Raw genomic sequence first — 24,119 nt, 5'->3', positions numbered from 1 at the left:
ATATCGGCACACTGTCTTTTGTGCTGCAAAAAAAACACCTCCTCCAAACAAAAAAACAGGGTAATAATGAAGAAGCATACTCTATGGGGAAGTCTGATCCTGGGCTCCGCAGTAGCTCTGACCGGCTGTAATTCAGGAAGTGATTCTGATTCGTCCAGTACAGGTGATAAACTGCCCTCTGGCGGTGCCACGGTTAATTTTACGCTGTTGCAAACCACGGACCTGCACCATCACGCCGAAACCTATGCCAGGCTGGCAACAGAAATCAATAGGATAAAACAAGAAAAGCCTGAAGACTCGGTGAAGCTGATTGATTCCGGCGATTTTGTGATGGGTACGGTCTACGACATGACCTTAACCTCATCTCCAACCAATGGTAATGAGCCTCCGGCAGCCTTCCAGTTTTTACAAGACGTTAATTACGATGTCGTAGCACTGGGCAACCACGAGTTTGACTATGGTGATGAGTCCCTGGCTCGGTGGCTGGATAATTCTGCTGGCGAGAAATTTCCCCCTATTGTTGCAACCAATATGGTGGCTGATAACTCACCTTCTATAAAAAAACACGTTGATGGTGAGGTGATCAGACAAAGCTTCATCCAGACTTTGTTTAAAGGTACTGATCAAGAAATCACCGTCGGCTTTATTGGCCTGATGGGGCCTGAAGCTGTCACAACCATCACCAATGCACCCAAAATTCGCTTCAACAACAAAACTGAAGATCTACAGACTCAGGTTAATGAGCTGAAAGGAGAAGGTGCTAATATCATTGTTGCCCTTTCCCACAGTGGTCTGACCAATATCAGCGACCCCAAAAATCCCGTGGGAGATGATGCTGACTACGCCAAAAAGCTCACAGGCATTGATATTATTGCAACCGGGCATGCCCACACCCTGATAGGCAAAGCCGGTGGGGATCAAAAGCCCATCGAAGTTAAGAACGGTGACCACACAACCTATATTTTTGGTGGTGGAGCCTACGGTGATTTTCTGGCACAGCTGGATGTCACCTATACCAAAGGACAAGGGGTTACCGGGGTAAAACTGGTCAACCACGATATTAAAACCGTCACCGTTAACTCTAAAGACAAAACAGTTAAAGCTATTAACGAACATGTCACTGCTGCTCAGAAGCGGATTAAAGAGCTTGCACAGATTGAAGATTTTAACCAAATCGTTGCCAAACGAGGAAACACTGAGTTTGCAAAACCAGAAACTCTGGGTGAATCCAGCCTCGGCAACCTTTTAGCAGATGCCACCCGCTACAGCTATACAGCATACGGTCAGGATGAAGCAGGTGAAGGTGACTACACCATTGAAACCAGCAAACCGGTATCCCTGGTAGCCAACGGCGTTATCCGCGGTGATTTTGCGAAGACAGCGGATATCTCATTCTCAGATATGTACGACGTTTTGTCACTGGGTCTTTCTATTGATCCCCAACAGCAAGAACTAACCGGCTCCCCACTGTTCAGGGCCTATCTGACTGCACAGGAACTTAAAAGTGTTGCCCGCTTAATCGGTTACGGGCTGGCCTCTGGTGATGGGGATTATTTGGCAAAGCTGGCATTACAGGCAAGAGACGAAAAAGTCGTTGCTGCCGGCATTAATATCACTGGCTTTCTCAACGGTATTTTTGCCCGCAAAGATCTCGGAGATAACATTCTTGAACAGGTCGATTTCGAAATACTGGGAGCCAGGCTGGGTTCCGTCGGCATTGACCTCGAAGGCATTATTAATGACCTTATGATCGGTAAAGATTTCAACCTCGACGTTATCATAAGTCATACCGATCTAGAACTATTCGGAAAGGCACTGGCCTCTGTCAACTTGACAGTTTGGGATATTCTGAAACTGTTGAATAATGATCCCCTATCTAACCCCGATACGATGAAAATAGTTCCTCCTTTGCTGGAATTACTTGAGTCAGGTACAACCAGTAAGCTATTGGCATCCAGCACTATCAAGCTGTTCATCATCAACCAGATTCAACCGGAATGGTATCTGAATGCCTCTGGCCTGCGTGCAACTTTTAACGATGAATATGAAGTGGCTAAGGTTGAGCTTTATGAAAAGGAGGATATTCACTCCCATGGAGATAGCGCCCTGACACCACTGTTCGATAGGGATATGAAAGACAGCAAAACCCTTTACCCGGTGATTGCTGATCAGTATATGCTGCTGCTGATGTATGGCCCTGAGTTCAGCCTGCTGAGAAACCTGCCACAATTTGCCATTAATCCTAAAACAAAAGATGGCAAGGTGATTGAGTTTGATATTAACAGACAGGATACTCACAAAAACCTGATGGATATGGCGGTACGTGACACTAACTATAACGAAGTAAAAGCATGGCAAGCCCTGCAAACCTTCTTTGAAGCACAGGCCAATGGTAGTGATTCCTATACAATCCCTGATAGTCAATATAATGAAAAAGCAATGGCTGATGGGCAGAATAGCAGCCGGATAAACTTCACGGTTTCCCAGTAAAACAGTATCTATAACCTTTCAACGACAACCTTACCTCTGCTCTTTTTTCCACAATAAAAAGAGCAGAGGTGACACCCCCCTCCTAAATAAGTACAATCCGAATCATCTATAATAGCCTGTTCCTGATTCTCATGGACTCAGTTCCCATGGAAAGACAATTCAAACAAGAAGGTTTCTATGTTTGGGAAGCGTTTGTGGATTCTGTTGGCAGTGATACTGCTTTCTGCCTGCTCAGGGCCGTGGAATGATCCCCACCCCTCTGATAGCGGTGACGAGATTATTTACCAGACAAACTTTCAGCTGCCTCCCCAGCATCTGGATCCGGCTGTTTCCTACTCCACTGATGAGAGTGTGCTGATAGACCAGATTTATGAGCCACCTCTGGGCTACCACTTCCTGAAACGCCCTTATGCGCTTGAGCCATTAGTAGCTGAAGCCATGCCTGAGATTATTTATCTGGATAGCCAGTTTACGGCGGTTGAAAAAAATGATCCGGCCATTGCCTACAGTAAATATATTATTCGCTTAAAATCAGGCATCCGATACCAGCCTCACCCCGCCTTTGTAAAAGACAACGGTAAATTTCGATACTTTTTCAGCACCGCCAGCGAAGGGGCACCTTATGGGGAAATCGCCGATTTTGAGGCCACCTCTACCCGTGAATTGACGGCCGATGATTATATCTATCAGATAAAGCGATTGGCTGATCCTGCCAACCGGGCGCCACTGATCGGCTTTATGGCCCAGTACATTGTGGGAATGGAAGCGTTCACAGAGACCCTGAAAAATATTGAAAGGGATGGCTGGCTGGATTTGCGCCGGTTTCCAATGCGAGGGCTGGAAAAAATTAATGATCATACCTATACCATTACCATCAAGGGAATCTATCCCCAGTTTTCCTATTGGCTGGCCATGCATTTTTTTGCGCCCATTCCCTGGGAAGCTGACCGGTTCTACCACAACCCCGGCTTTAAGGAAAAAAACCTGACACTGGACTGGTATCCTGTGGGCACCGGTGCCTTTATGATGACCCGCAATGACCCTAACCGGCAAATTGTCCTGGAAAGGAACCCCAATTTTCGCCAGGAATTTTACCCCTCTGAAGGGACTCCGGGAGACAGGGAAGCGGGTTTTCTGGAAGATACCGGAAAACAGCTCCCCTTTATCGACAAGGCAGTATTTACCCTGGATAAGGAAGTGCTCCCAATGTGGAGTAAGTTCCTCCAGGGCTATTATGACCGTTCAGGGGAAAACCATGGCAATGTTAATCAAAACTTTGATCAGGCGCTGGTAATCGGCCCCAGTGGTATTGAGCTATCACAGGAAATGGCCGAGAAAAAAATCTCCCTGTCCGAGGATATCAAGCCTGCCGTCTTCTACAATGGCTTTAATATGCTGGATCCGGTGGTGGGCGGTTACAGCGAAGAAAAAAGAAAGCTGCGTCAGGCCATCGCCATTGCCTGGAATATGGAAGAGTATATCGAGATATTCCATAACGGCTCCTCCCTGCCCTTTATGGGCCCGATTCCACCGGGCATTCCCGGCTATATTGAGGGCCAGCAGGGCATTAACCCTTATACCCATAACTGGGTTAATGGCCGGGCAGAACGTAAAAGCATTGATGTTGCCCGACAGTTAATGGTTGAGGCCGGTTACCCGGGAGGGCGGGAGGCAGAAACCGGAAAACCTTTGACACTTTACTTTGATGTTCAGTCCCAGGCCAGTACGAAAAGCACTCAGGACTGGCAGAAACGACAGTTGGAAAAGCTGGGCATTCAACTTGAATTCAGGGCAACGGACTGGAATCGTTATAAGGAAAAAATGCGTAGCGGCAACCATCAGCTATTTCAGTTAGGCTGGCTGGGAGATTATCCAGACCCTGAAAATTTTCTATTCCTGCTCCATGGCCCCCAAAGCCCCATCCTTTGCCAGTGCGATGGCAACAATCCTTCCAATTATAACAACCCCGAATTCAACCAGCTTTTTAACCAGATGAAAACCATGGCACCAGGCTCGGAACGAGATGTTATTGTCAGCAAGATGCTGGCTATTGTACGCCAGGACTCGCCCTGGTTTACGGGTTACTACCCCAAGGAATACTACCTGAACAACCAGTGGGTCTATAACACCAAGCGTCATGGCATTAGCAAGGCAACCCTGAAATACCTGCGGATAGACAAGAGCCTTCGGAAGGCCAAACAAAAACAGTGGAATCAGCCAAGCCTGATACCTTTAATAGCCAGTATGAGTGGTTTCTTTTTGCTATTAATCCCTGCCGTACGTGCCTACAGGCGCAGACAGAGGCTAACCATTAATACCTGATATAACCTACTGCTGGGGAATGGGGAATGGGGAATGGGGAATGGGGAATGGGGAATGGGGAAAAGTATAGACTTCTATTATCCATCTACCATGCCCTATTCCCAATATCTCAATTGAAAATGGTATGAATATTAGCGGTAGCACCAGTAACACGAATGCAAGGATAAAATAACAATGCTTGCCTACATTATAAGACGGCTGTTCTATGCCATACCCATTTTGATCGGGGTCAACCTGATTACATTTATGCTGTTTTTTATTGTCAACAGTCCGGATGATATGGCCCGTGCCCAGTTGGGAGACAAGCATGTCACGGCTGAGACCATTGAATTATGGAAAGAAAGCAATGGCTACAACAAACCCCTGTTTATCAACTCTGAACAACAGGGACTGGAGCAATACACGGATACCATTTTCTTTACCAAATCCCTGAAACTGTTTGCCTTTGACTTCGGACAGTCAGAAAGCGGACGGGATATTACCAGCGATGTCTCCCAGCGCATGTGGCCAAGCCTGAGTATTGCCCTGCCCACCTTTATTGTAGGTCTATGGATTAATATCTGTATCGCCCTGCTGGTTGTCATGTTCAGAAATACCGGACTGGAAACAGGCTTTATCGCCCTGTTTGTAGCGCTGATGTCCATTTCCTATCTTTTTTATATTATTGGCGGGCAATACCTGCTTGCCCGACTGTGGAAACTAGTGCCTATCTCGGGATTCCAGCCCGGTATAGAGGCCATCAAATTCCTGATCCTACCGGTGATGATCGGCATTGTTTCAGGTATTGGGGCTGGTGCCCGCCTTTACAGGGCACTATTTCTGGAAGAGGCGGAACAGGACTACGCACGAACTGCCAGAGCCAAGGGATTAAGTGAGGCGGGGGTACTTTTTAAGCATATTTTGCCCAATGCCCTGATTCCCATCCTCACCAATGTGGTGATTGTCATTCCCATGCTGTTTATGGGAAGCCTGATTATGGAGTCATTCTTTGGTATCCCCGGATTAGGCAGCTATATGATAGATGCCCTTAAATCCCAGGACTTTGCCATTGTCCGGGCCATGGTATTTATTGGGTCCTTACTCTATATCGCCGGGCTTATTCTCACTGATATATCGTATACCGTAGTAGATCCACGGGTCAGGCTGAATTAAGGGGATAACCGATGAAACCTGTTTTTCTCTGGAGTGACCTGCTGCTTTATATCCTGCTGATATGTATTATCTCCTTTGTTGTCAGTCTGATAAAAAACCCTCAAAACCGCGAACGCTGGAGTCAAGTCTTTCAGTCCCGGCTGGGGCTTTCCACATTCCTGATTATTCTTACCTATATTGCTATTGCCGTTACCGACTCCGTTCATTTCCGTAAAGAACTGCCCCCTGTTGAAGGGCAACCTGCCCACACTGTTTACTACTCCAATGACGTTTACAGTGTGTTGGATATACTGCTGGGAGAGATCGGGGAAAATAATGAAAAAACCTACTCTGCCCCTTTTTCCCTGAAATCTTACGCCAAGGAAAACAGGCAGGATAGCCAGGGCCGAACCTACCGTGATTTTCCCGAGTTGCAGTATGCAGGCCAGCACTTGCAACCGGGACAAAGCAAAGCCGCAGATATCCTTTGGCAGAGCCTGATAGCCTGCTTGCTGGGACTGGTTATTGCCGCCAGTTTAATGGGCATTCACCACTGGCTGATCAAGGGAAAATATTCCCCCTACCCCTGGTTTACCGGCTACCTGACCCTTGCTGTGATTTGCTGCCTGCTTGCCTGGCTCCTTCATATGGGACACCTCTATCATGTGCTGGGCACAGACAAGGCAGGCAATGACGTGCTTTACACCTGTTTTAAAGGTATTCGCACGGGTATCCTGATTGGCACCCTGGCTACGCTGATCATGATGCCCATCGCCATTATCTTTGGCATTGCTGCCGGTTACTTCAAAGGCTGGGTGGATGATATTATTCAATACCTCTACACCACACTGAGCTCCATTCCCGGTATCTTACTGATAGCCGCATCGGTGCTGCTGTTCCAGGTCTGGATTGACCTCCATCCTGAATACTTTGACACCAGCCTGGAAAAAGGCGACGCCCGTTTTATAGCCCTCTGTTTTATTCTGGGGATTACCAGCTGGGCCACCCTGTGTCGTTTGTTAAGGGCAGAAACCCTTAAGCTGAGCCAGCTGGACTATATCCAGGCAGCCCACGCCTTTGGCGTCAGTCACTTCCGCATTCTTCGCCGACATATATTGCCGAACCTGATCCATATTATCCTGATCACTTTTGTCCTGGACTTCAGCGCCCTGGTGCTTGCTGAAGCTGTACTGGCCTATATCGGGGTAGGGGTTGATTCATCCATCCATAGCTGGGGCAATATGATCAGTGCTGGCAGTGCCGAGCTCAGCCGGGAACCGGCAGTGTGGTGGAACCTCACAGGCGCCTTTCTGTTTATGTTCACCCTGGTACTGGCAGCCAACCTCTTTTCAGACCTTGTCAATAACACCTTTAACCCCAAGTCGGTTACCACTGGAAAACCCTCTCAGGAGACCCGTTAATGGCAACCCATCCCCATCAATCCCCAAGGCCAAAACAAGCGGAAACCCTCCATGAAAAGCTCAGGATTGAAGGCCTGTCAGTGGTATTAAGGCAGCATCCGGAAACGCAAATCCTCCACAATATCAGTTTTCAGCTCAATGCCGGTGAAGTGTATGCTCTGGTAGGTGAATCAGGCAGTGGCAAGTCAGTAAGCTCCTTATCCATTATGCGCCTGTTACCAGAAGCCCTCACCATTACCCAGGGCAAAGTATTGCTTGAAGGGCATGATCTGTTTCAACTGACAGAGCAGGAAATGACCTTCCTTCGTGGTAACAAAATAGCCATGATTTTTCAGGATGCCCTCACCTCACTTAACCCGGTTCAACGCATTGGCAACCAGATTATGGAAACCCTGAAGCTACATACCCCATTAAAAGGGCGGGCACTCAGGGAAAAAGCCCTGGATTTGCTGGAAGAGGTTGGCATCCCTGAACCGGAAAAGCGAATAAACGGGTATCCCCATCAAATGTCAGGAGGCCAGCAGCAACGGGTTATGATTGCCATGGCCCTGGCCTGTGAACCGGATATACTACTGGCAGATGAACCCACCACCGCCCTTGATGTCACCATTCAAAAGCAGATTCTTAAGCTGCTGAAAAAACTGACCAAATCCCGAAACCTGGCTGTTTTGCTGATTACCCATGATATGGGTGTAGTACGCCAGGTTGCCCACAGGATAGGCGTCATGTACCAGGGGCGAATCATTGAGGAAGCCAGGTGCAAGAAATTCTTTTCAGCGCCTGTTCATGCCTACAGCCAAAAATTAATCAATAACCTGCCTGATACGGACTCATTCAGACCCGGGGACTCCGGTTCATCCCTGTTAAGGGTGGAAGACCTTGAGGTTCACTTCCCTATTCGTAAAGGTATTTTGCAAAGGGTCTGTGGACATACCCAGGCCGTTAACGGCATCAGTTTCTCCATCAAAAAAGGTGAAACCCTGGCTTTAGTTGGGGAATCCGGTTGTGGTAAAACCACAATCGGCCGAGCCATCTTATGCCTTGAGCAGGCAACCGCCGGGACTATCTGGTTTAATAACCTTAAGATCAACCGGTTACAACGAAAGGAACTACTACCCCTGAGACGGAAAATTCAGGTTATTTTCCAGAACCCCTATTCCTCCATGAACCCGAGAATGACCATCGGGGATATTATCGAAGAAGGAATGATCAGCCTGAATTCATCCCTGCCCACTCAACAGCGGAAAGAAAAAGTCATTCACTTATTAGAGCAGGTTCGACTGGAGCCTGAGCATCGCTTTCGCTACCCCCATGAGTTTTCCGGAGGGCAGCGACAGCGTATTGCCATTGCCCGGGCACTGGCAGTGGAGCCTGAATTGATTATCTGTGACGAGCCTACTAGCGCCCTGGATGTATCCATCCGGGCAGAAATTCTGGACCTCCTGCTTACCCTTCAGAAAGAACTGAAAGTATCCTACCTGTTTATCACCCATGACCTTTCCATTATTCCTCATCTGGCTCACAGGGTGGCTGTGATGAAAGACGGTCTCATCATTGAACAGGGCAAAACCGAAGCTATTATGACGAATCCCCAGCAAGCTTATACACGGCAGTTGTTGCAGGCTGTACCCAAAGTCAATTAAAAGCAATGGCCGAGCAGCTCGGCCTTATTTATATTTCATTTTAAATTAGCAGGTAAACATTGCATTAGTTCTCTATAATACTTTAGAGCAAGTTTTGCAACCTCAATTGTTATTATTGATCTTTCATCACCTGTCACATGGTTTTTATGTAAAAGTTTTATATTTTCTAAATATTCTTTTGCCTTACTGACATCATTAGAATTCACCCTACTCTTATACCAATCTGTATTCATAACACCGCCGGCTAATTCTTTAAAACGACGCACTGGTCTAGACCAGCTCAGGCCAGTATCAATCTTTAAATTTAAATCCCAGTTTTCATTTAAATTTTTATAACCTGTTTTTTTATGAGTATCATAGTCATTTACAGCTTCTTCTAGTTGCTTAAGCACCTCCTTCAATTGGCCATCGATAGTGGTCTCAACCTTAATCTTTTTCATGGAACGAAAATCAACTTTACCATTTTCACTGGAATATGAAGTTTCTTCCCTTGAATCATAAGTTCTTTTCCTGCTCATAAGTAATTTCCCTTTTTGTGAAGGACCAGGTTCTGCCACCCTGGAAGACCCAGGACCTACCATCGCATTTACTCTTACTTGATGATATTTTTGATACTCTTTTTTCAGCCCGACAATAGCATCTTCACTACTTTTAGTTTCCCTAAGCCCTTGCTCTTCATTAATTGAAAACGCCCCTTGCCTCATAGCACTCTTATGTTTTTCACTCTGCTCCCATACCTCCATATTAATTTCTGCCCCCTTAAATCTCTTAGCTAACAATGCCTCAACAGTTGATAGTGAGTGTGGTGGTTCACCCTCTTTTTTCAGCAAATACTTAATTGACAGTGCTTCAAGTATTTGAACATCTGTTTTATCCTCTTTATCAAAAAAAACACCGCATTCACATCCTTTTATCATATTGAATACCCTCTGCCCATTTTGTAATTTTTTTAGCTGATAATATCGATCAGCAAGTTCTGCCGCTTTCCATTTATAAGCAGGATTTAAATTTGAAGAATCACAGAATGAATTATCTTCTGGGCTAAACAACAAGTGCACACCCGCTTTAACAACGGGTTCTAATAAAGAAGGAATATGTAACTCACCATTAGTCACCTTCACTATATTTACACTTGGCTCTTTTTCAATAATATGTACGACCAGCACTTTTTCTTGTGGTGATGCTTTCATTGGTGTCCAGGATGTAACAATATGAACATCAGAAATATCACTGACAATTAACCGCCCCCACTGAACATCATCACCTTCTATTGTTTCTCCCACTCTTTTTAGCTCAATTCCACCATGTACAGGTTGAATATAACTTTGAAAACTAACTATAAAATATCCGCCCTGCTGTATATTGGCAAAACCCAAATTATCTAGATTTGGCCCCAGGATTTTTTTTAATTCATCATACTCTTTTTTGCCGAGATAATACCTTGCATATTCAACAGGTTCTTCTTTTGATACATCACCACAAAATAAAGGAATTTCACCTTCCTCCCCTTTAAAACTCACATCTTTTTGATCATAGGTATAATTTAAATAGACCTTTTCTTTATTATCTGAAACCTGTCTTTTTTCAAACTTAATGTTCGGGTTAGCAGCAATAGAAAAACCAGCATAAAAAATTGATAGCAGCAAGCAACAAGGCAAAAGAAAAAACCTCTTGCTCATCGATACATTAACTCTTTTCATAACACCAGTCCTAATAATTTAAATTCATATTAAAGAAACCTTCTATCAAAATCCTTTTATTTGATATAAAGTAGACCAATAAAATTAAACATCAACAAAAAACCACACTCACACTCTATGATGACGTTTACTGCCAGTACATCATTTCAATGTAATTAGTGGGCGATGTTTTCCTCTCACTCCCAAGCTCCAGAGGGTTTCGCAAAAGGTGTTTTTAGTTCACCACAGCTCGCAGTTTTTCAAGCTGAACTAAGTTATGCTCCACCCTCAGAACGCTGGAAATGAGGCTGCACATCAAAGGCATTGAAATGATGTGCCAGAATGAACCCAGCACCTAAACATGTATCAATCTTTAGGTCATATCCACATCTACTGACCCATAGGGTGACTATAAAAAGACTGGCTAATCACTAAACAGAACCGAGCTGAAGTTATTATGACTCCCCATCAATAGGCTTATACACGACAGCTGCTGAGATCTGTAACAGATAAGGCCGATAAAATCAGCCTTATCTGATAATCTTATTTTCAACCAGCCGGTAAAAAGTTTATTAATTTTTTATATAATTCCAAGGCTTCTTCACCAACAGCAACAGGTATTCTTTCTTTTGCTTTTTCTAAATAAGGATATTTTTTATAGAGTTCATCTATTTCCTCCATTATTCTTTTAACATCATCAGTATACCAACCTGCCGCCTCAATACCTTCAGTTAATTTTTTAAAAGCACATATTGATGCAGGCAAAATCATTCCATATTCTTTCTCAAAATGTATTCCTGGTTGATCAACAACCTCAATTCTTTTCTTTCTGAGATCAGCTCCAACATTTACATTTTTTTCTACTTCCTTAACCGCCTCCCTCAATTGTTCAAAAAGAGTTAACTCACCCTTTTTCCAGCTATTCCCGTGACATCAATTAAATCACTGCAACAGCAAGGCTTACAGTAAATTCCAAATGGAGTGATTTCGCACAAAATAACGTCTACTTTTGATAGGGATACTTTATCAATGGCTGTCTCTCATGGCTTATCCATTCCAAAAAAGTCGTAAGCATCTTTGTGCAAACAGTTTAATTACTACGATTTCTGAAAGTTATGAGCAAATTCCAGATGTCCGACCAAACAAGGATTCCAGAAAAATAACAATACATGATGCCTCCATGTCCGCTTTTGCCATGATGCATCTCAAGTACCCATCGCTCCTCTCGTTTGAGCGTGATAAAACAGAGCAAGAAGTAAGGCATAACCTTGAGCACCTGTATCAGATAAAAAAACGTGCTCCCTGTGATACCAGTATGCGGGAAATCCTGGATCCAATAGATCCCGTAGAGTTCAAAAAGCCTTTTAAGACATTGCTGTCTAACGTCCAAAGGGGCGGATTACTGAAGGCATTCGAATTTCACTGCGGGAACTTGAAAAATCACTACTTGCTCCCGATCGATGGAACTGGGCTATTTTACTCCTGCAATAATAAAAAACCTTGTCAGGAGTGCTGTACTAAAAATAAGGGAAAGGCCAACGAAGCTCACTACCACCAGTTAATGGCAGCATGCATTGCTCACCCGGATCAAAAAACAGTCTTGCCATTGGCACCGGAAGCCATAGTTTGCCAGGACGGTTCGACCAAAAATGACTGTGAAAAAAATGCCATTAAACGGTTGTTTGCCACCATACGAGAGCATCACCCACGTCTAAAGTTCGTTATTCTTCTGGACAGTCTTTATGCTGACAACCCCACTGTCCAACTGATTAAGAGTTATGGCTGGCATTACATCATTGTCGCGAAAGATGGCAACCATGCCTCGCTGGTTGAAGCGATGGATGAGCTGGATAAAGAAGGAAAAGTTCACCGTGCTGAAAAAGTTAATGAAGAGACTGGAATTAAGTGGTGGTTTCGCTATGCCAATGACGTCAGGCTGAACAAGGCAAAATATGCAGAACAGGTTAATGTGCTTGATTTTGTCGAAACCGATAAAAAAGGTAAACAGCATATCTGGTGCTGGGTGACTGATATTCCGCTTAACGAAGAAACCATAGAACCCGTCATGAAAGGAGGGCGCTGCCGATGGCATATTGAGAACCAGACGTTTAACACCCTGAAAAATCAAGGCTACGATCTCGAACATAACTACGGTCACGGTGAGAAGCACTTAGCCACAAATCTGGCCTATCTGACGATGCTTGCTTTTCTCGTAGATCAAATACAGGAACTGTGCTGTCCCCAGTTTCAGGAAGCTTTAAGAACCCGCTCAAAAGGAGTCCGTATAGCATTATGGAAATGGATACAGGGCTATTTTTTGCATTGGCTGATAAAAACGTGGGAGGGGCTTTTTTACACAGTAACTCATGGTATTGAAGAGAAAAGGGTGATTCCATTCGATACATCATAACCGGCCATATCGTAGCTACGTTCAGGGGTGACATTTTTTCTTTAAAGCTCCGCTTTGTTAATTGGCGGCTCAGTTTTGATCGGCTTCATTATTTTTGCTGCCTTATTGTCAATACCAACGATCATCGACGTTCATCATGCGGGAATAGCTGCCCTTTTTCTTTTTAGGGGAAGAATCACCTTCCTCACCTGTACGCTTTCTCTTTATGCTTTGAGGCATTGAAACCTCATTAATTTCGGCAGCATTAAGTCTATCAATTAACAAACCCTCAACTGTACGTAATACATGTGCAACCTCCCTCTCTTTTTTTAGTAAATACTTCATTGTTAATGCTTCAAGTGCTTCGACTTGCGCTTTATCGTCTTTATTCAGAAAAACCCCACATTTACACCTTTCTAACGTATCCGATACTCTCCTCCCCTGTTGTAAATAGGGCAGCTGATGATATTTATATGCAAGTTCTACTAATTTCCATTTATAGGAATGATCTTGTTCAGGAGAACTATAGAAAGATTTATCATCGGGGCTAAGCATCAGGTGTACCCCAGCGTTAATAACGGGCTTTAACAAAGAAGCAATATGCAACTCGCCATTAGAGGTCTTCACTATATCCCTACCAGGCTCTTTTTCAATAATATGTATAACCAGAACTCTTTCCTGCGAGGATACTTTCATCGGCGACCAGGATGCAGCAATATGAACATCAGGAGCATCACTAACAACTAGCCATACCCATTTAACATCCCCATCTTCTATTACTTCCCCACTTCTTTTTAACTCAATTCCATCATGACCAACCTGGACATAACTCTGAAAGCTAACAACAAGATATCCCCCTTGTAGTATATAGGAAAAACCCGCATTATCTAAATTTGGCTCGATAATCTTTCTTAATCTATCATATTCTTTTTTACCAAGATAATACCTTGCATACTCAACAGGTTCTTCTTTTGATGCAGTACTGCAAAGCAAAGGAATTTCACCTTCTGCTCCTGTAAAACTCACATCACCTTTATCATAGGTATAATTTAAGTAAACCTTTGCTTTATTACCTGCAAGCTGCCTTTTTTCAAATTTAATATTCGGACTGGGGTTAGCGGCAATAGAAAAACCAATATGAAAAACCGACAAAAGCAACCAGCAAAACAAAAGAATCTGCTTATTTAGCGATACAACAATTTTTTTCATAATACCAGTCTCAGTAAACTTACGTTCATCAGCTATTCCCGCATGATGAACGTCGATGATCGTTGGTATTGACAATAAGGCAGCAAAAATAATGAAGCCGATCAAAACTGAGCCGCCAATTAACAAAGCGGAGCTTTAAAGAAAAAATGTCACCCCTGAACGTAGCTACGATATGGCCGGTTATGATGTATCGAATGGAATCACCCTTTTCTCTTCAATACCATGAGTTACTGTGTAAAAAAGCCCCTCCCACGTTTTTATCAGCCAATGCAAAAAATAGCCCTGTATCCATTTCCATAATGCTATACGGACTCCTTTTGAGCGGGTTCTTAAAGCTTCCTGAAACTGGGGACAGCACAGTTCCTGTATTTGATCTACGAGAAAAGCAAGCATCGTCAGATAGGCCAGATTTGTGGCTAAGTGCTTCTCACCGTGACCGTAGTTATGTTCGAGATCGTAGCCTTGATTTTTCAGGGTGTTAAACGTCTGGTTCTCAATATGCCATCGGCAGCGCCCTCCTTTCATGACGGGTTCTATGGTTTCTTCGTTAAGCGGAATATCAGTCACCCAGCACCAGATATGCTGTTTACCTTTTTTATCGGTTTCGACAAAATCAAGCACATTAACCTGTTCTGCATATTTTGCCTTGTTCAGCCTGACGTCATTGGCATAGCGAAACCACCACTTAATTCCAGTCTCTTCATTAACTTTTTCAGCACGGTGAACTTTTCCTTCTTTATCCAGCTCATCCATCGCTTCAACCAGCGAGGCATGGTTGCCATCTTTCGCGACAATGATGTAATGCCAGCCATAACTCTTAATCAGTTGGACAGTGGGGTTGTCAGCATAAAGACTGTCCAGAAGAATAACGAACTTTAGACGTGGGTGATGCTCTCGTATGGTGGCAAACAACCGTTTAATGGCATTTTTTTCACAGTCATTTTTGGTCGAACCGTCCTGGCAAACTATGGCTTCCGGTGCCAATGGCAAGACTGTTTTTTGATCCGGGTGAGCAATGCATGCTGCCATTAACTGGTGGTAGTGAGCTTCGTTGGCCTTTCCCTTATTTTTAGTACAGCACTCCTGACAAGGTTTTTTATTATTGCAGGAGTAAAATAGCCCAGTTCCATCGATCGGGAGCAAGTAGTGATTTTTCAAGTTCCCGCAGTGAAATTCGAATGCCTTCAGTAATCCGCCCCTTTGGACGTTAGACAGCAATGTCTTAAAAGGCTTTTTGAACTCTACGGGATCTATTGGATCCAGGATTTCCCGCATACTGGTATCACAGGGAGCACGTTTTTTTATCTGATACAGGTGCTCAAGGTTATGCCTTACTTCTTGCTCTGTTTTATCACGCTCAAACGAGAGGAGCGATGGGTACTTGAGATGCATCATGGCAAAAGCGGACATGGAGGCATCATGTATTGTTATTTTTCTGGAATCCTTGTTTGGTCGGACATCTGGAATTTGCTCATAACTTTCAGAAATCGTAGTAATTAAACTGTTTGCACAAAGATGCTTACGACTTTTTTGGAATGGATAAGCCATGAGAGACAGCCATTGATAAAGTATCCCTATCAAAAGTAGACGTTATTTTGTGCGAAATCACTCCATTTGGAATTTACTGTAAGCCTTGCTGTTGCAGTGATTTAATTGATGTCACGGGAATAGCTGTACGTTCATATCAAAGAAGCCTGCTATTAAAATCCTTTTATTCGATATAAAGTAGACCAATAAAACAAAACATCAACGCAAACTAATATCTCACTGTCCTTAAAAAATCTCACACTGATGAATGGTATGTTATAATCACTGAAAAATAGACAAGCTCCAGGATCAGTTACATACTTAAGCCAAATAATACAGCGTGATACCCTATGCAAAAACTTAAACAGGATTTTTTCCAGCAACTGCCCCCTGGAATAGAGTTCTGCTCTCTCAGGTTAGTGCAACTGGATGAAGAATATTTAGCCGTCAAAAAAAACCGTGTGGACAACGTCAGTACTGAGCAGAATCCGGGACTGATGATTTGCGTCATCCATCGTGGCGGACTGGGGTACGGTGCTACCAGCCAGCTTAATAAAGAAGGTATCCGGTGGGCCATTGATGAGGCTTGCCGCTGGGCTGAACTCAGTGCCCGGCATTCGGTCTTTAACTTTAGCCAGATCCCTATGCCTCACTTAACCGGGAGTTACCAGTCCCCCGTTGCCCAACCCTGGGAAAGTGAATCGCTAAAAAGCAAGCTTGATCGTTTATTGGCCGAATCGGCCAAATTAAAAACCTCCGATGATATTGTAAACTGGGGGGCCAGTCTCTCGCGGCTTAAGTCTGAAACCTGGTATCTCACCAGCGAAGGTGGTGAAATTCATCAGGTACGGGATGCCCTCCATCCCGACCTTTTTGTCACGGGTTTCCGGGGGGAAGCACAGCACCGTCACCTGGCTGGTGCTATTGCCGCAGGTTGTCCCCGGCAGGGAGGGCTGGAGCTTCTGCAACAGATCTTCAACGGACAGGCTGAACAGCTGGCTGACCAGGTCTTGCAACTGTTGGCGGCCCCGCAGTGTCCTGAAGACTTGCGGGATTTATTGTTAATGCCCAGTCAGATGATGCTGCAAATCCATGAATCCATCGGACATCCCCTGGAGCTGGATCGCATTCTGGGTGATGAACGCAATTATGCGGGAACCAGTTTTGTGACCCCTGACATGGTGGGTTCATACCAATACGGTTCAGAACTACTGAATGTCAGCTTTGATCCTGGCTTGCCCCAGGAATTTGCCTGCTATGGATTCGATGACGATGGAAGCCTTGCTGAAAAACAGTTGCTCATTGAGCAGGGTCAGCTTAAACGGGTACTGGGTGGTCACCTGTCACAGGCCCGGGCTGGCCTCCCCGGTGTAGCCTGTAGTCGTTCCCAGAACTGGAACCGCCCTCCTCTGGACCGTATGGCAAACCTGAATGTGGAGCCCGGTGAAACCAGTTTTGATGACCTGGTTGCCGGTATTGAAACAGGAGTACTGATGGAAACTAATCGCTCCTGGTCCATTGATGATTCACGTAATAAATTCCAGTTTGGTTGTGAATGGGGACAGTTAATAGAAAACGGTAAGCTTACCACTGTGGTAAAAAACCCCAATTATCGAGGTATTTCCTCCGCTTTCTGGCGCAACTTAACAGCTGTTGGCAACCAGGAAACCGTCGGAGTCTTCGGTTCCCCATGGTGTGGTAAAGCCGAACCCAACCAGGTTATTCAAGTGGGACACGCATCACCAGCCTGCGTATTCGCCAATGTGGAGGTATTTGGAGGATGAGGGATTACTTTGAATCATTGTGTGAAACACTTAACACAGCCATTCAAGGACAAGAAATCTGGCTGGCTGGCCTGGAAGCGGAAAATACCAGGTTCTGTCGCTTTAATCATGGAAAAATGCGCCAGCAGGGAACCATTGATCAAACCCAGCTCACCCTAACCCTGGCTAATGGCCAAAAGCACAGTAGCCACCAGTTGATGCTAAAGAAAAATCATGCCGACGATAAAAAGCGACTTAAAGCAGCCATTAAAGACTTACGGAATCGGCTGAAAAGCGTGCCGGATGATCCCCTGTTTCTGCTTAATGAACAGATCCAGCATACCGAGCAACTGGCATCACATGAACCAATAGATGTCATGGCCATTAGCCAGGCTGTTACCGGAAGCTGCCTAAAAGACGACTTTGTTGGCATATTACTGGGTGGAGAACAATGGTCAGGGTTTGCCAACTCCCTGGGGCAGCGGAACTGGTTTGAAGCCAAGGATTACACCCTGGATTACAGCCTTTATCTGCACACGGATAAAGCCGTTAAAGACCGGTTGGCAGGCACTCAGTGGCAGCAAGAAAGCTTTCTGGCCCGGCTGGAGCAGCAAAGAACCCACCTTGCCCTGCTGGCAGCACCGCCCCTGACATTAAAACCTGATCATTACCGGGCCTATCTCACACCCACCGCGTTAAAAGAAATCATCAACCTGATGAGTTTCAGTGCCTGTGGTGTTCAGGATAAATCCAGCCCTTTGCGTCGATTACATGATAAGGAACTGAACCTTCATCCCATGATCAATATAACCATGGACTTGCAGTCGGGCTATGCGCCTCGCTTTCAGGAAGAAGGGTTTGTGATGCCAGAAAATTTACCCTTACTGAATGGCGGTATGAGTGAAAACCTGTTGATATCCCCCCGTACGGAAAAGGAGTATGGGATTCCACATAATGGCGCGCCCACTATGGAGCAGGTTGATTCATTGGCTCTGGATAGTGGCAATTTACCTCAAAGCCAGGTTTTGCAATCTTTGGAGGATGGACTCTTTATCAGTAACCTTTGGTATCTTAACTGGTCTGATGCCAATTCTGCCCGCATTACGGGTATGACACGTTTTGCCTGTTTTCTTGTTGAGAATGGCCAGTTAAAGGCTCCCATCACCGCACTGAGATTTGATGACAGCCTTTATCAGATGCTGGGTGAAAACCTGGAAGCGTTAACCCGGGAACAGGAGGTATTAATGGACAATGACAGCTATTTTCGCAGAAGCCGTGGTGCCAAAACCTTACCCGGGGCTTTGCTGAAGAGCATGCGTTTTACTTTATAAAACAACGAGATACAGCAGCTTCCTGCATCATTTCGTTCGCACTGTCCCAAGGGTGTCGCAAAAGGCATTTTTATTAACCACAAAGACACGGAGGCACGGAGATTTATAGTTTAAAGATATAAAAACTCTGTGCCTCCGTGTCTTTGTGGTTAAAAAAAAGAGAATCAATCTCGTTTTGTGCACGCTGGATTTAGTTTCGCGACACCCTCTCCCCGCTGGGAATGCATACGGATATTTCCTATTGGTTCTGCACTACTACCGTCAAGGGGAAATCTACATTCCCAGGAAACCCCAGGAACGAGATAATATCACTATCAAAATTTCATAGTGGCGGTTACCTTAACGTTACGCCCTATTCCCGGTACACCTTCGCTCAGGTATGGCTTATACCTTCTGTCAAACAGATTCTCAACAAAAAGCTGAAGCTTCAGACCACTAACAGCCTTTGGCTCCCAGTCCCAGAATAGATGGTTGATCATATAGCCCGGATATTTCATAAATAAAGGCAAGTTCCGTCCAATCTGTTGGTACGATTGGATTGACAAAAAAATGCTTCGGAAAAAGCAAACCGGAACTTGCCATGACCCAATCTACACAAGAGCAGCTTCGCTTTCATCCTTCAAATGGTAAAACTATCCGTGCGGACTTCAATGGTGGAGAGTTATCTTCAGATTTTGGGGCTCTGCTGTTACGGGAAACCATATTGCATAGCGGACTTATTTCCAGACTGACCCAGGCCATTGATGACAAGCGTCACCCATCCTACATTGACCACTCTCTGCAAAACCTCCTGGTTCAGCGAATTTTGCAAATGGCTTGCGGTTATGAGGATGCCAACGACAGCAACCGCCTCCGTAAAGACCCCATGTTAAAGCTGGCTACCGGACGAAACCCTTTGGATGATGATAACCACCTGGCTTCATCTCCCACCTACACACGGCTCGGGAAGTCCATGCGGCGCAAAGATATCTATCAAATGGCTGAAGCATTTGTGCATCATTTTATCGCCAGTTATGACTTGCCACCTATGGCTATCGTGATCGATCTTGATCACACACCGGCCATTACCCACGGATCGCAGCAAATGAATTTGTTTAATGCCAAATATCAGGACTACTGTTATCTGCCTTTGCTGATTTTTGAAGGTCTCAGTGGCAAGCTGATTACTGCCATCCTCCGTCCAGGCAAAACGCCAACAGGCAGGGAAAATGCCGCTATTATCAAGCGTGTCATCAAGCTTATCCGTAAACGGTGGCCAAAAACCCATTTGCTGGTGCGCGGGGATAGCCACTTTGCTCAACCTGAGTTAATGCATGTTGTTCAGGCTAATACTCATGCTGATTATGTGCTGGGTAAAGGTGCCGGTCACAAGACGGCCTTACGCCCTAAAGCCAAAGAGTTGCTAGATGAGGCTCGTCGAGCTTTCAAGGTTAAAACAGCCTTAGCCAAGTTGAACGATATGCCTGAGCCAGAACGACTCAGGCTGTACGGTGAGGCCGAGTATCAGGCTAAAAGCTGGAAAGGGCTCGATACCCGGATAATCTATAAGGCAGAGGTTAACGAGAAAGGCGACAATCCCCGCTTTATTGTCACCTCAATCAAAGAGGCTTCCCCAGAGGTGATTTATGAGGATCTGTACTGCCCAAGAGGGCAGGATGAGAATTTCATTAAGCACCTGAAAAGTGATCTGTCCGGTGACAGACTGTCAGACCAGACCTTTCTGGCCAATCACTTGAGACTGTTTTATGCCTGTGCGGCTTACGTTCTGCATTACGAGCTGAGAACCAAGGCTTTGAAAGGAACGGAACTGGAGAAAGCCCAGCCATCAACGGTAATCACAAAACTCTGCAAAGTAGCGGTTAAGGTGGTTGAGTACAAGGATCGGATCAAACTGCACCTACCCAGCAGCTGCCCATTCAAGAAGCTTTTGCAGCATGTAACAGAGATATTTTATCAAATGCCGTTGCCTCGGCCTGGGTAGCAGCCTCCACAACGCTTAGCCCGCCTAAATAATAACCAGATGAGAGACGTTTGGAGTATTCATTCGGCCTAAAAAAGCAGAATTGATCGTTAAATGTTCAGATTGGTGTAGTCGGAGCCTGAAGACCTTTAGTCACAGAGTGATAAAACAGCAGCCCCCACAGAAAAGTCAAAATTGAATGGACAGCCTGCTGCTTTATGAAATATCCGGGATAGCTGGATGTAGGCTTATAAAGAGTATAAAAATGGGCATCAGGATCGATATCTTCTGCAGTACTACCGGTTTTATGGACATACTTGCCCTGCCAGCCAAAGCGCATATTGTATTCATGCAACTTATAGCCTATCCCCATATTTACCTCAGCGGGAGGTACCTCATTAACCGGCACATCAGGGCCATTTGGATCCCGTGGTGTACCATTATATTTGCTGGTCATGATGGAAAAATTGAAATTGGCAAAAATACGCGGTGAGTCATAATATAACTCAGCCTCAATACCCCGAATATTATATCCTTTCTTATTCGCATACTGGTTTTGCCCGGCATAATCCTCGTAGTACTCACCAAGACGCCGACCTATATTATCCTCCACTTGACCTGAGTTCGACATAACGGTTAAGCAACCAACTCAACCAGCCCCGTATGCTGAATGCTCAGAGAAGGCTTCTTTTTTTGAAACGTATAGGCTATAAGCCCTGCCAGCAAGTTCACCATAAAATTGAACTTTGAGCGGTGGCGGGTGTGCTCTATCTGAGAGATATTTTTCAACTGATCGTTGACCGTCTCAATGATTGCACGCCCTCTCAGCAGTACTTTATCAAAAGCAGGCAGGTTCTGAGGTTTCATGTTTTTCCTGCGCGTCGTAATCAGGTCAACATCGTATTTTTCTTTTAAAAGCTGGGCTTTGGCCTTGGATATATAGCCTTTGTCGCCGAACAGCTTACCAAACAAGTGGCAGCACATATCTTCAAGAACAGCACGATCATCGGTATTACCTGATGTACACTTAACCGCCAGCAACTCACCGGTATCATTGATAATCAGGTGAAGCTTAAAGCCGTAATACCAGTGTGTAGAAGACTTACCCCAGCCTGCTTCATCTTTAAACACTTTATGGCGCAGAGCCCGACTTTTTTCACAGACAGCGATGCCGGTTGAATCTATATAAGAAATGCCAGACACCTTGCCATATCGTGTCTGCAAGAAAGCTGAGAGTACCATAAGCGCTTGTGGCATCAGCTCAACAAACCGATTGTAGCTGACTAGCCCGTGAAAGTGCTTATGCCAGTATTTACAGACATGATTAATATAGAAGTGCTTCAGACAACGATAGCCTTTAGCATGAAATAGGATGACGATCGTTGCCACTTCGCTGATTGATAGAGACTGTTTACGAATGCGCTTGCGGCCACAATGCTCGATCAGATACTGGTTTAGCTTTGGTTCAAATTGCTTGCAAAAATCGTCTACCCTGCAAAATACCTTGGTCAGCACAGCACTACTCCACCCCTAATCAGCGTGGTAGCTATGCTATATAAAATCAGTTCCTTATGTCGAACTCAGGTCGCTATAGCTTTTCTGACTGTAATCATGGCCAGCTGCCGGATTATTAAAACGGGGAGCCAGATTTTCAACACCCTGATTGACAACATGATCGTAACGTAATGATGGTGTTATGGTCAGATCATTCCAGCTCACTTCGTCCTGAAAAAATACAGACATTGTTGTCTGTTTACCCGATGGCATATACCAGGGCTGATAAAGGCCATGGTTATATTCTCCGCTTTTAACATGAGTGGGCTGAAGGTCAAGCATCAAGGTGTCCTGCTTGCCCTGAAGGTATTGAACGCCGTAGGTCAGATCATGTGCCAGCAGACTCGTTTCTATTAACTGGTTATTTTTCAACTCTGCAAACAGGGTTTTATAGTGCGTCCAGTTTTCATTGCCCATATTTGACCCTGAGTACTTACTGGCTTCTTCAGGACGGGTATCATGCTGCTTGGTATCGACGTAGGATAATGTCAGGTCAGTATTCAACCACTCAACAGAAGGGCTGGTAAACTGGTGTTTAAAAATTGTATTGGTGTCGTCAGTCTCACGCCAGACGGTTTTCCGATAGAGTTCATCCACTGCATACCCATCAAATAACCCAGCCTTCGCCGCCCAGGGAACCCGGCTGGCATCCCGGCCAGAAATATGGGTCAGGCTTATTTCGTGGCCATTGCCAAAATCATATCCCACTTTAGCCAGCCCCGACAGAAAGTTCATTCCGGAGTAGTTAAAGGTATTGCCATCGCCTTCCTTCATATTCCCTGCCCGACGCTTGGTAATATTTACCAGGACATCAAAGGGATTATCCTTATCTCCGGCATATACAGTGCCTGAATACAGTTCAAGATGGTTATTAGAGTGGAAACCGGTTTTTACCATTCCTCCCACCACCTGCCCTGGCTTCAATAGATCTTTGGCATCCTTGGTTTTCATATTAACCACACCGCCAAAGCCGCCATTGCCATTCATGCTGGAATGTGGCCCCTTACCAACGTCTACGGATTTCAATAGTTCAGGCTCCAGAAAAAGGGAGCCCTGCTGATACTTCCTGAACTGTTTGGGTGCACCATCCAGCTTAAGCTGGACATGCTCAACATCCATACTGCCAAAGCCCTGGATGTTGATGGTCTGGCCTCCGGCTCGTGGACTGCCAACCAGGGAGGTAGCAGGCAGGGTATCCAGCAATTCCTGAACCGAGCTGGCCTGGCGGGTTTCAATCTGGTCATGGCTGAGGGTGGAGGCTCCCACATTGGAAGCCTCAACTTCATTGGCAATCACGGATACCGTTTGCAGAAGAATTACATCCTGTTGCACTTTATCCATTTTCTCTTGCTTATCCGGTTTACCCGCAAAAGCCCCTGGAGCCACCAATACCATTATGGCAACTGCTACTGCTTGCTTGCTCAAAACGACAACACCTGTATTTCATATGCTTGCAGGCAGCAATTGGTATAAGAGGCCGTTTAAAAATGAACTGCCCTCAATAGCTCGATGGCAATAAAACCCCTCAGAAATGCTCAACACCTCTGGAATAGCCCCCTATAAATGTAGGTATTATTGATATAGCAGCTCTATAACGCAGGTAGGTAAAAACGCAGCCAATATAAAAGCCTGAAGCGAAGAAAAATGTAAATGAGATTTATTCTCAATTATATAATCAGTCTGGGTAAATGAAAACAATT

The 24,119-nt window shown here is 45.1% G+C and carries 16 protein-coding genes; 9 read left to right on the top strand and 7 right to left on the bottom strand.

All coding sequences use genetic code 11. From position 1 onward, the window contains the following. Positions 1 to 66 precede the first annotated feature (66 nt). The 5 genes from MJ595_RS13285 to MJ595_RS13265 all read left to right on the top strand — a co-directional run bounded on the left by MJ595_RS13285 (position 67) and on the right by MJ595_RS13265 (position 9,007). The gene (locus MJ595_RS13285; RefSeq protein ID WP_263078402.1) at positions 67 to 2,490 is read left to right on the top strand and encodes a metallophosphoesterase; all 2,424 of its coding nucleotides are present in this window, start codon (positions 67 to 69) and stop codon (positions 2,488 to 2,490) included. A 177-nt stretch (positions 2,491 to 2,667) separates the two neighbouring features. Further along, entirely contained in the window at positions 2,668 to 4,812 is a 2,145-nt protein-coding gene (locus MJ595_RS13280) for an ABC transporter substrate-binding protein (RefSeq protein WP_263078400.1), read from the top strand. Between the two features lie 174 nt (positions 4,813 to 4,986). Further along, on the top strand, positions 4,987 to 5,964 hold the full coding sequence (locus tag MJ595_RS13275) for an ABC transporter permease (protein ID WP_263078398.1): 978 nt from the start codon (positions 4,987 to 4,989) through the stop codon (positions 5,962 to 5,964). An 11-nt stretch (positions 5,965 to 5,975) separates the two neighbouring features. Beyond that, entirely contained in the window at positions 5,976 to 7,364 is a 1,389-nt protein-coding gene (locus MJ595_RS13270; protein ID WP_263078396.1) for an ABC transporter permease, read from the top strand. After that, positions 7,364 to 9,007 carry a dipeptide ABC transporter ATP-binding protein gene (locus tag MJ595_RS13265; protein WP_263078394.1) on the top strand — a complete coding sequence of 548 codons (1,644 nt, stop codon included), beginning with the start codon at positions 7,364 to 7,366 and terminating at the stop codon, positions 9,005 to 9,007. The genes MJ595_RS13270 and MJ595_RS13265 overlap by 1 nt, the downstream gene beginning before the upstream one ends. A 35-nt stretch (positions 9,008 to 9,042) precedes the next feature. Here the strand turns inward: MJ595_RS13265 and MJ595_RS13260 are convergent, their stop codons facing one another. Together MJ595_RS13260 and MJ595_RS13255 are read right to left on the bottom strand one after the other, a co-directional pair. Next, positions 9,043 to 10,707, bottom strand: coding sequence for a hypothetical protein (locus MJ595_RS13260; protein ID WP_263078392.1), 1,665 nt, complete (start codon positions 10,705 to 10,707; stop codon positions 9,043 to 9,045). Positions 10,708 to 11,235: 528 nt separating this feature from the next. Then, the gene (locus tag MJ595_RS13255) at positions 11,236 to 11,571 is read right to left on the bottom strand and encodes a hypothetical protein (RefSeq protein WP_263078390.1); all 336 of its coding nucleotides are present in this window, start codon (positions 11,569 to 11,571) and stop codon (positions 11,236 to 11,238) included. Positions 11,572 to 11,728: 157 nt separating this feature from the next. Here MJ595_RS13255 and MJ595_RS13250 point away from each other — a divergent pair, with 157 nt between their 5' ends. Next, complete coding sequence (locus MJ595_RS13250) at positions 11,729 to 13,096, top strand: transposase (RefSeq protein ID WP_263078002.1); 1,368 nt, start codon at positions 11,729 to 11,731, stop codon at positions 13,094 to 13,096. A gap of 108 nt (positions 13,097 to 13,204) precedes the next feature. Here the strand turns inward: MJ595_RS13250 and MJ595_RS13245 are convergent, their stop codons facing one another. Both MJ595_RS13245 and MJ595_RS13240 read right to left on the bottom strand, forming a co-directional pair. Then, positions 13,205 to 14,410: a hypothetical protein gene (locus MJ595_RS13245; protein WP_263078388.1), complete on the bottom strand. Its 1,206-nt coding sequence runs from the start codon at positions 14,408 to 14,410 to the stop codon at positions 13,205 to 13,207. 54 nt (positions 14,411 to 14,464) lie between these two features. Continuing rightward, positions 14,465 to 15,832, bottom strand: a complete 1,368-nt coding sequence (locus MJ595_RS13240; protein WP_263078002.1) for a transposase — start codon at positions 15,830 to 15,832, stop codon at positions 14,465 to 14,467. 329 nt (positions 15,833 to 16,161) lie between these two features. On the opposite strand from MJ595_RS13240, the gene MJ595_RS13235 reads away from it, so the two are divergent. The 3 genes from MJ595_RS13235 (at position 16,162) to MJ595_RS13225 (ending at position 20,886) form a co-directional block, all read left to right on the top strand. Then, the gene (locus tag MJ595_RS13235; RefSeq protein ID WP_263078387.1) at positions 16,162 to 17,595 is read left to right on the top strand and encodes a TldD/PmbA family protein; all 1,434 of its coding nucleotides are present in this window, start codon (positions 16,162 to 16,164) and stop codon (positions 17,593 to 17,595) included. Beyond that, complete coding sequence (locus MJ595_RS13230) at positions 17,592 to 18,905, top strand: metallopeptidase TldD-related protein (RefSeq protein ID WP_263078386.1); 1,314 nt, start codon at positions 17,592 to 17,594, stop codon at positions 18,903 to 18,905. Before MJ595_RS13235 ends, MJ595_RS13230 begins: the two co-directional genes overlap by 4 nt. A gap of 580 nt (positions 18,906 to 19,485) precedes the next feature. Then, positions 19,486 to 20,886 carry an IS1380 family transposase gene (locus tag MJ595_RS13225; protein WP_263322433.1) on the top strand — a complete coding sequence of 467 codons (1,401 nt, stop codon included), beginning with the start codon at positions 19,486 to 19,488 and terminating at the stop codon, positions 20,884 to 20,886. Between the two features lie 97 nt (positions 20,887 to 20,983). Here the strand turns inward: MJ595_RS13225 and MJ595_RS13220 are convergent, their stop codons facing one another. From MJ595_RS13220 to MJ595_RS13210, 3 genes are read right to left on the bottom strand one after another with little or no spacing between them, the layout of a single operon-like run. After that, the gene (locus MJ595_RS13220; RefSeq protein ID WP_263078384.1) at positions 20,984 to 21,496 is read right to left on the bottom strand and encodes a TonB-dependent receptor; all 513 of its coding nucleotides are present in this window, start codon (positions 21,494 to 21,496) and stop codon (positions 20,984 to 20,986) included. A 5-nt stretch (positions 21,497 to 21,501) separates the two neighbouring features. Continuing rightward, entirely contained in the window at positions 21,502 to 22,380 is an 879-nt protein-coding gene (locus tag MJ595_RS13215; RefSeq protein WP_263078216.1) for an IS982 family transposase, read from the bottom strand. A 54-nt stretch (positions 22,381 to 22,434) separates the two neighbouring features. Next, positions 22,435 to 23,844, bottom strand: coding sequence for a TonB-dependent receptor plug domain-containing protein (locus tag MJ595_RS13210; RefSeq protein ID WP_263078382.1), 1,410 nt, complete (start codon positions 23,842 to 23,844; stop codon positions 22,435 to 22,437). Positions 23,845 to 24,119 lie beyond the last annotated feature (275 nt).

Source organism: Endozoicomonas sp. Mp262 (genome assembly GCF_025643335.1).
Lineage (GTDB): Bacteria > Pseudomonadota > Gammaproteobacteria > Pseudomonadales > Endozoicomonadaceae > Endonucleibacter.
Note: the sequence above shows the minus strand (reverse complement) of the source record. Positions and strands in the feature narration are given on the sequence as shown.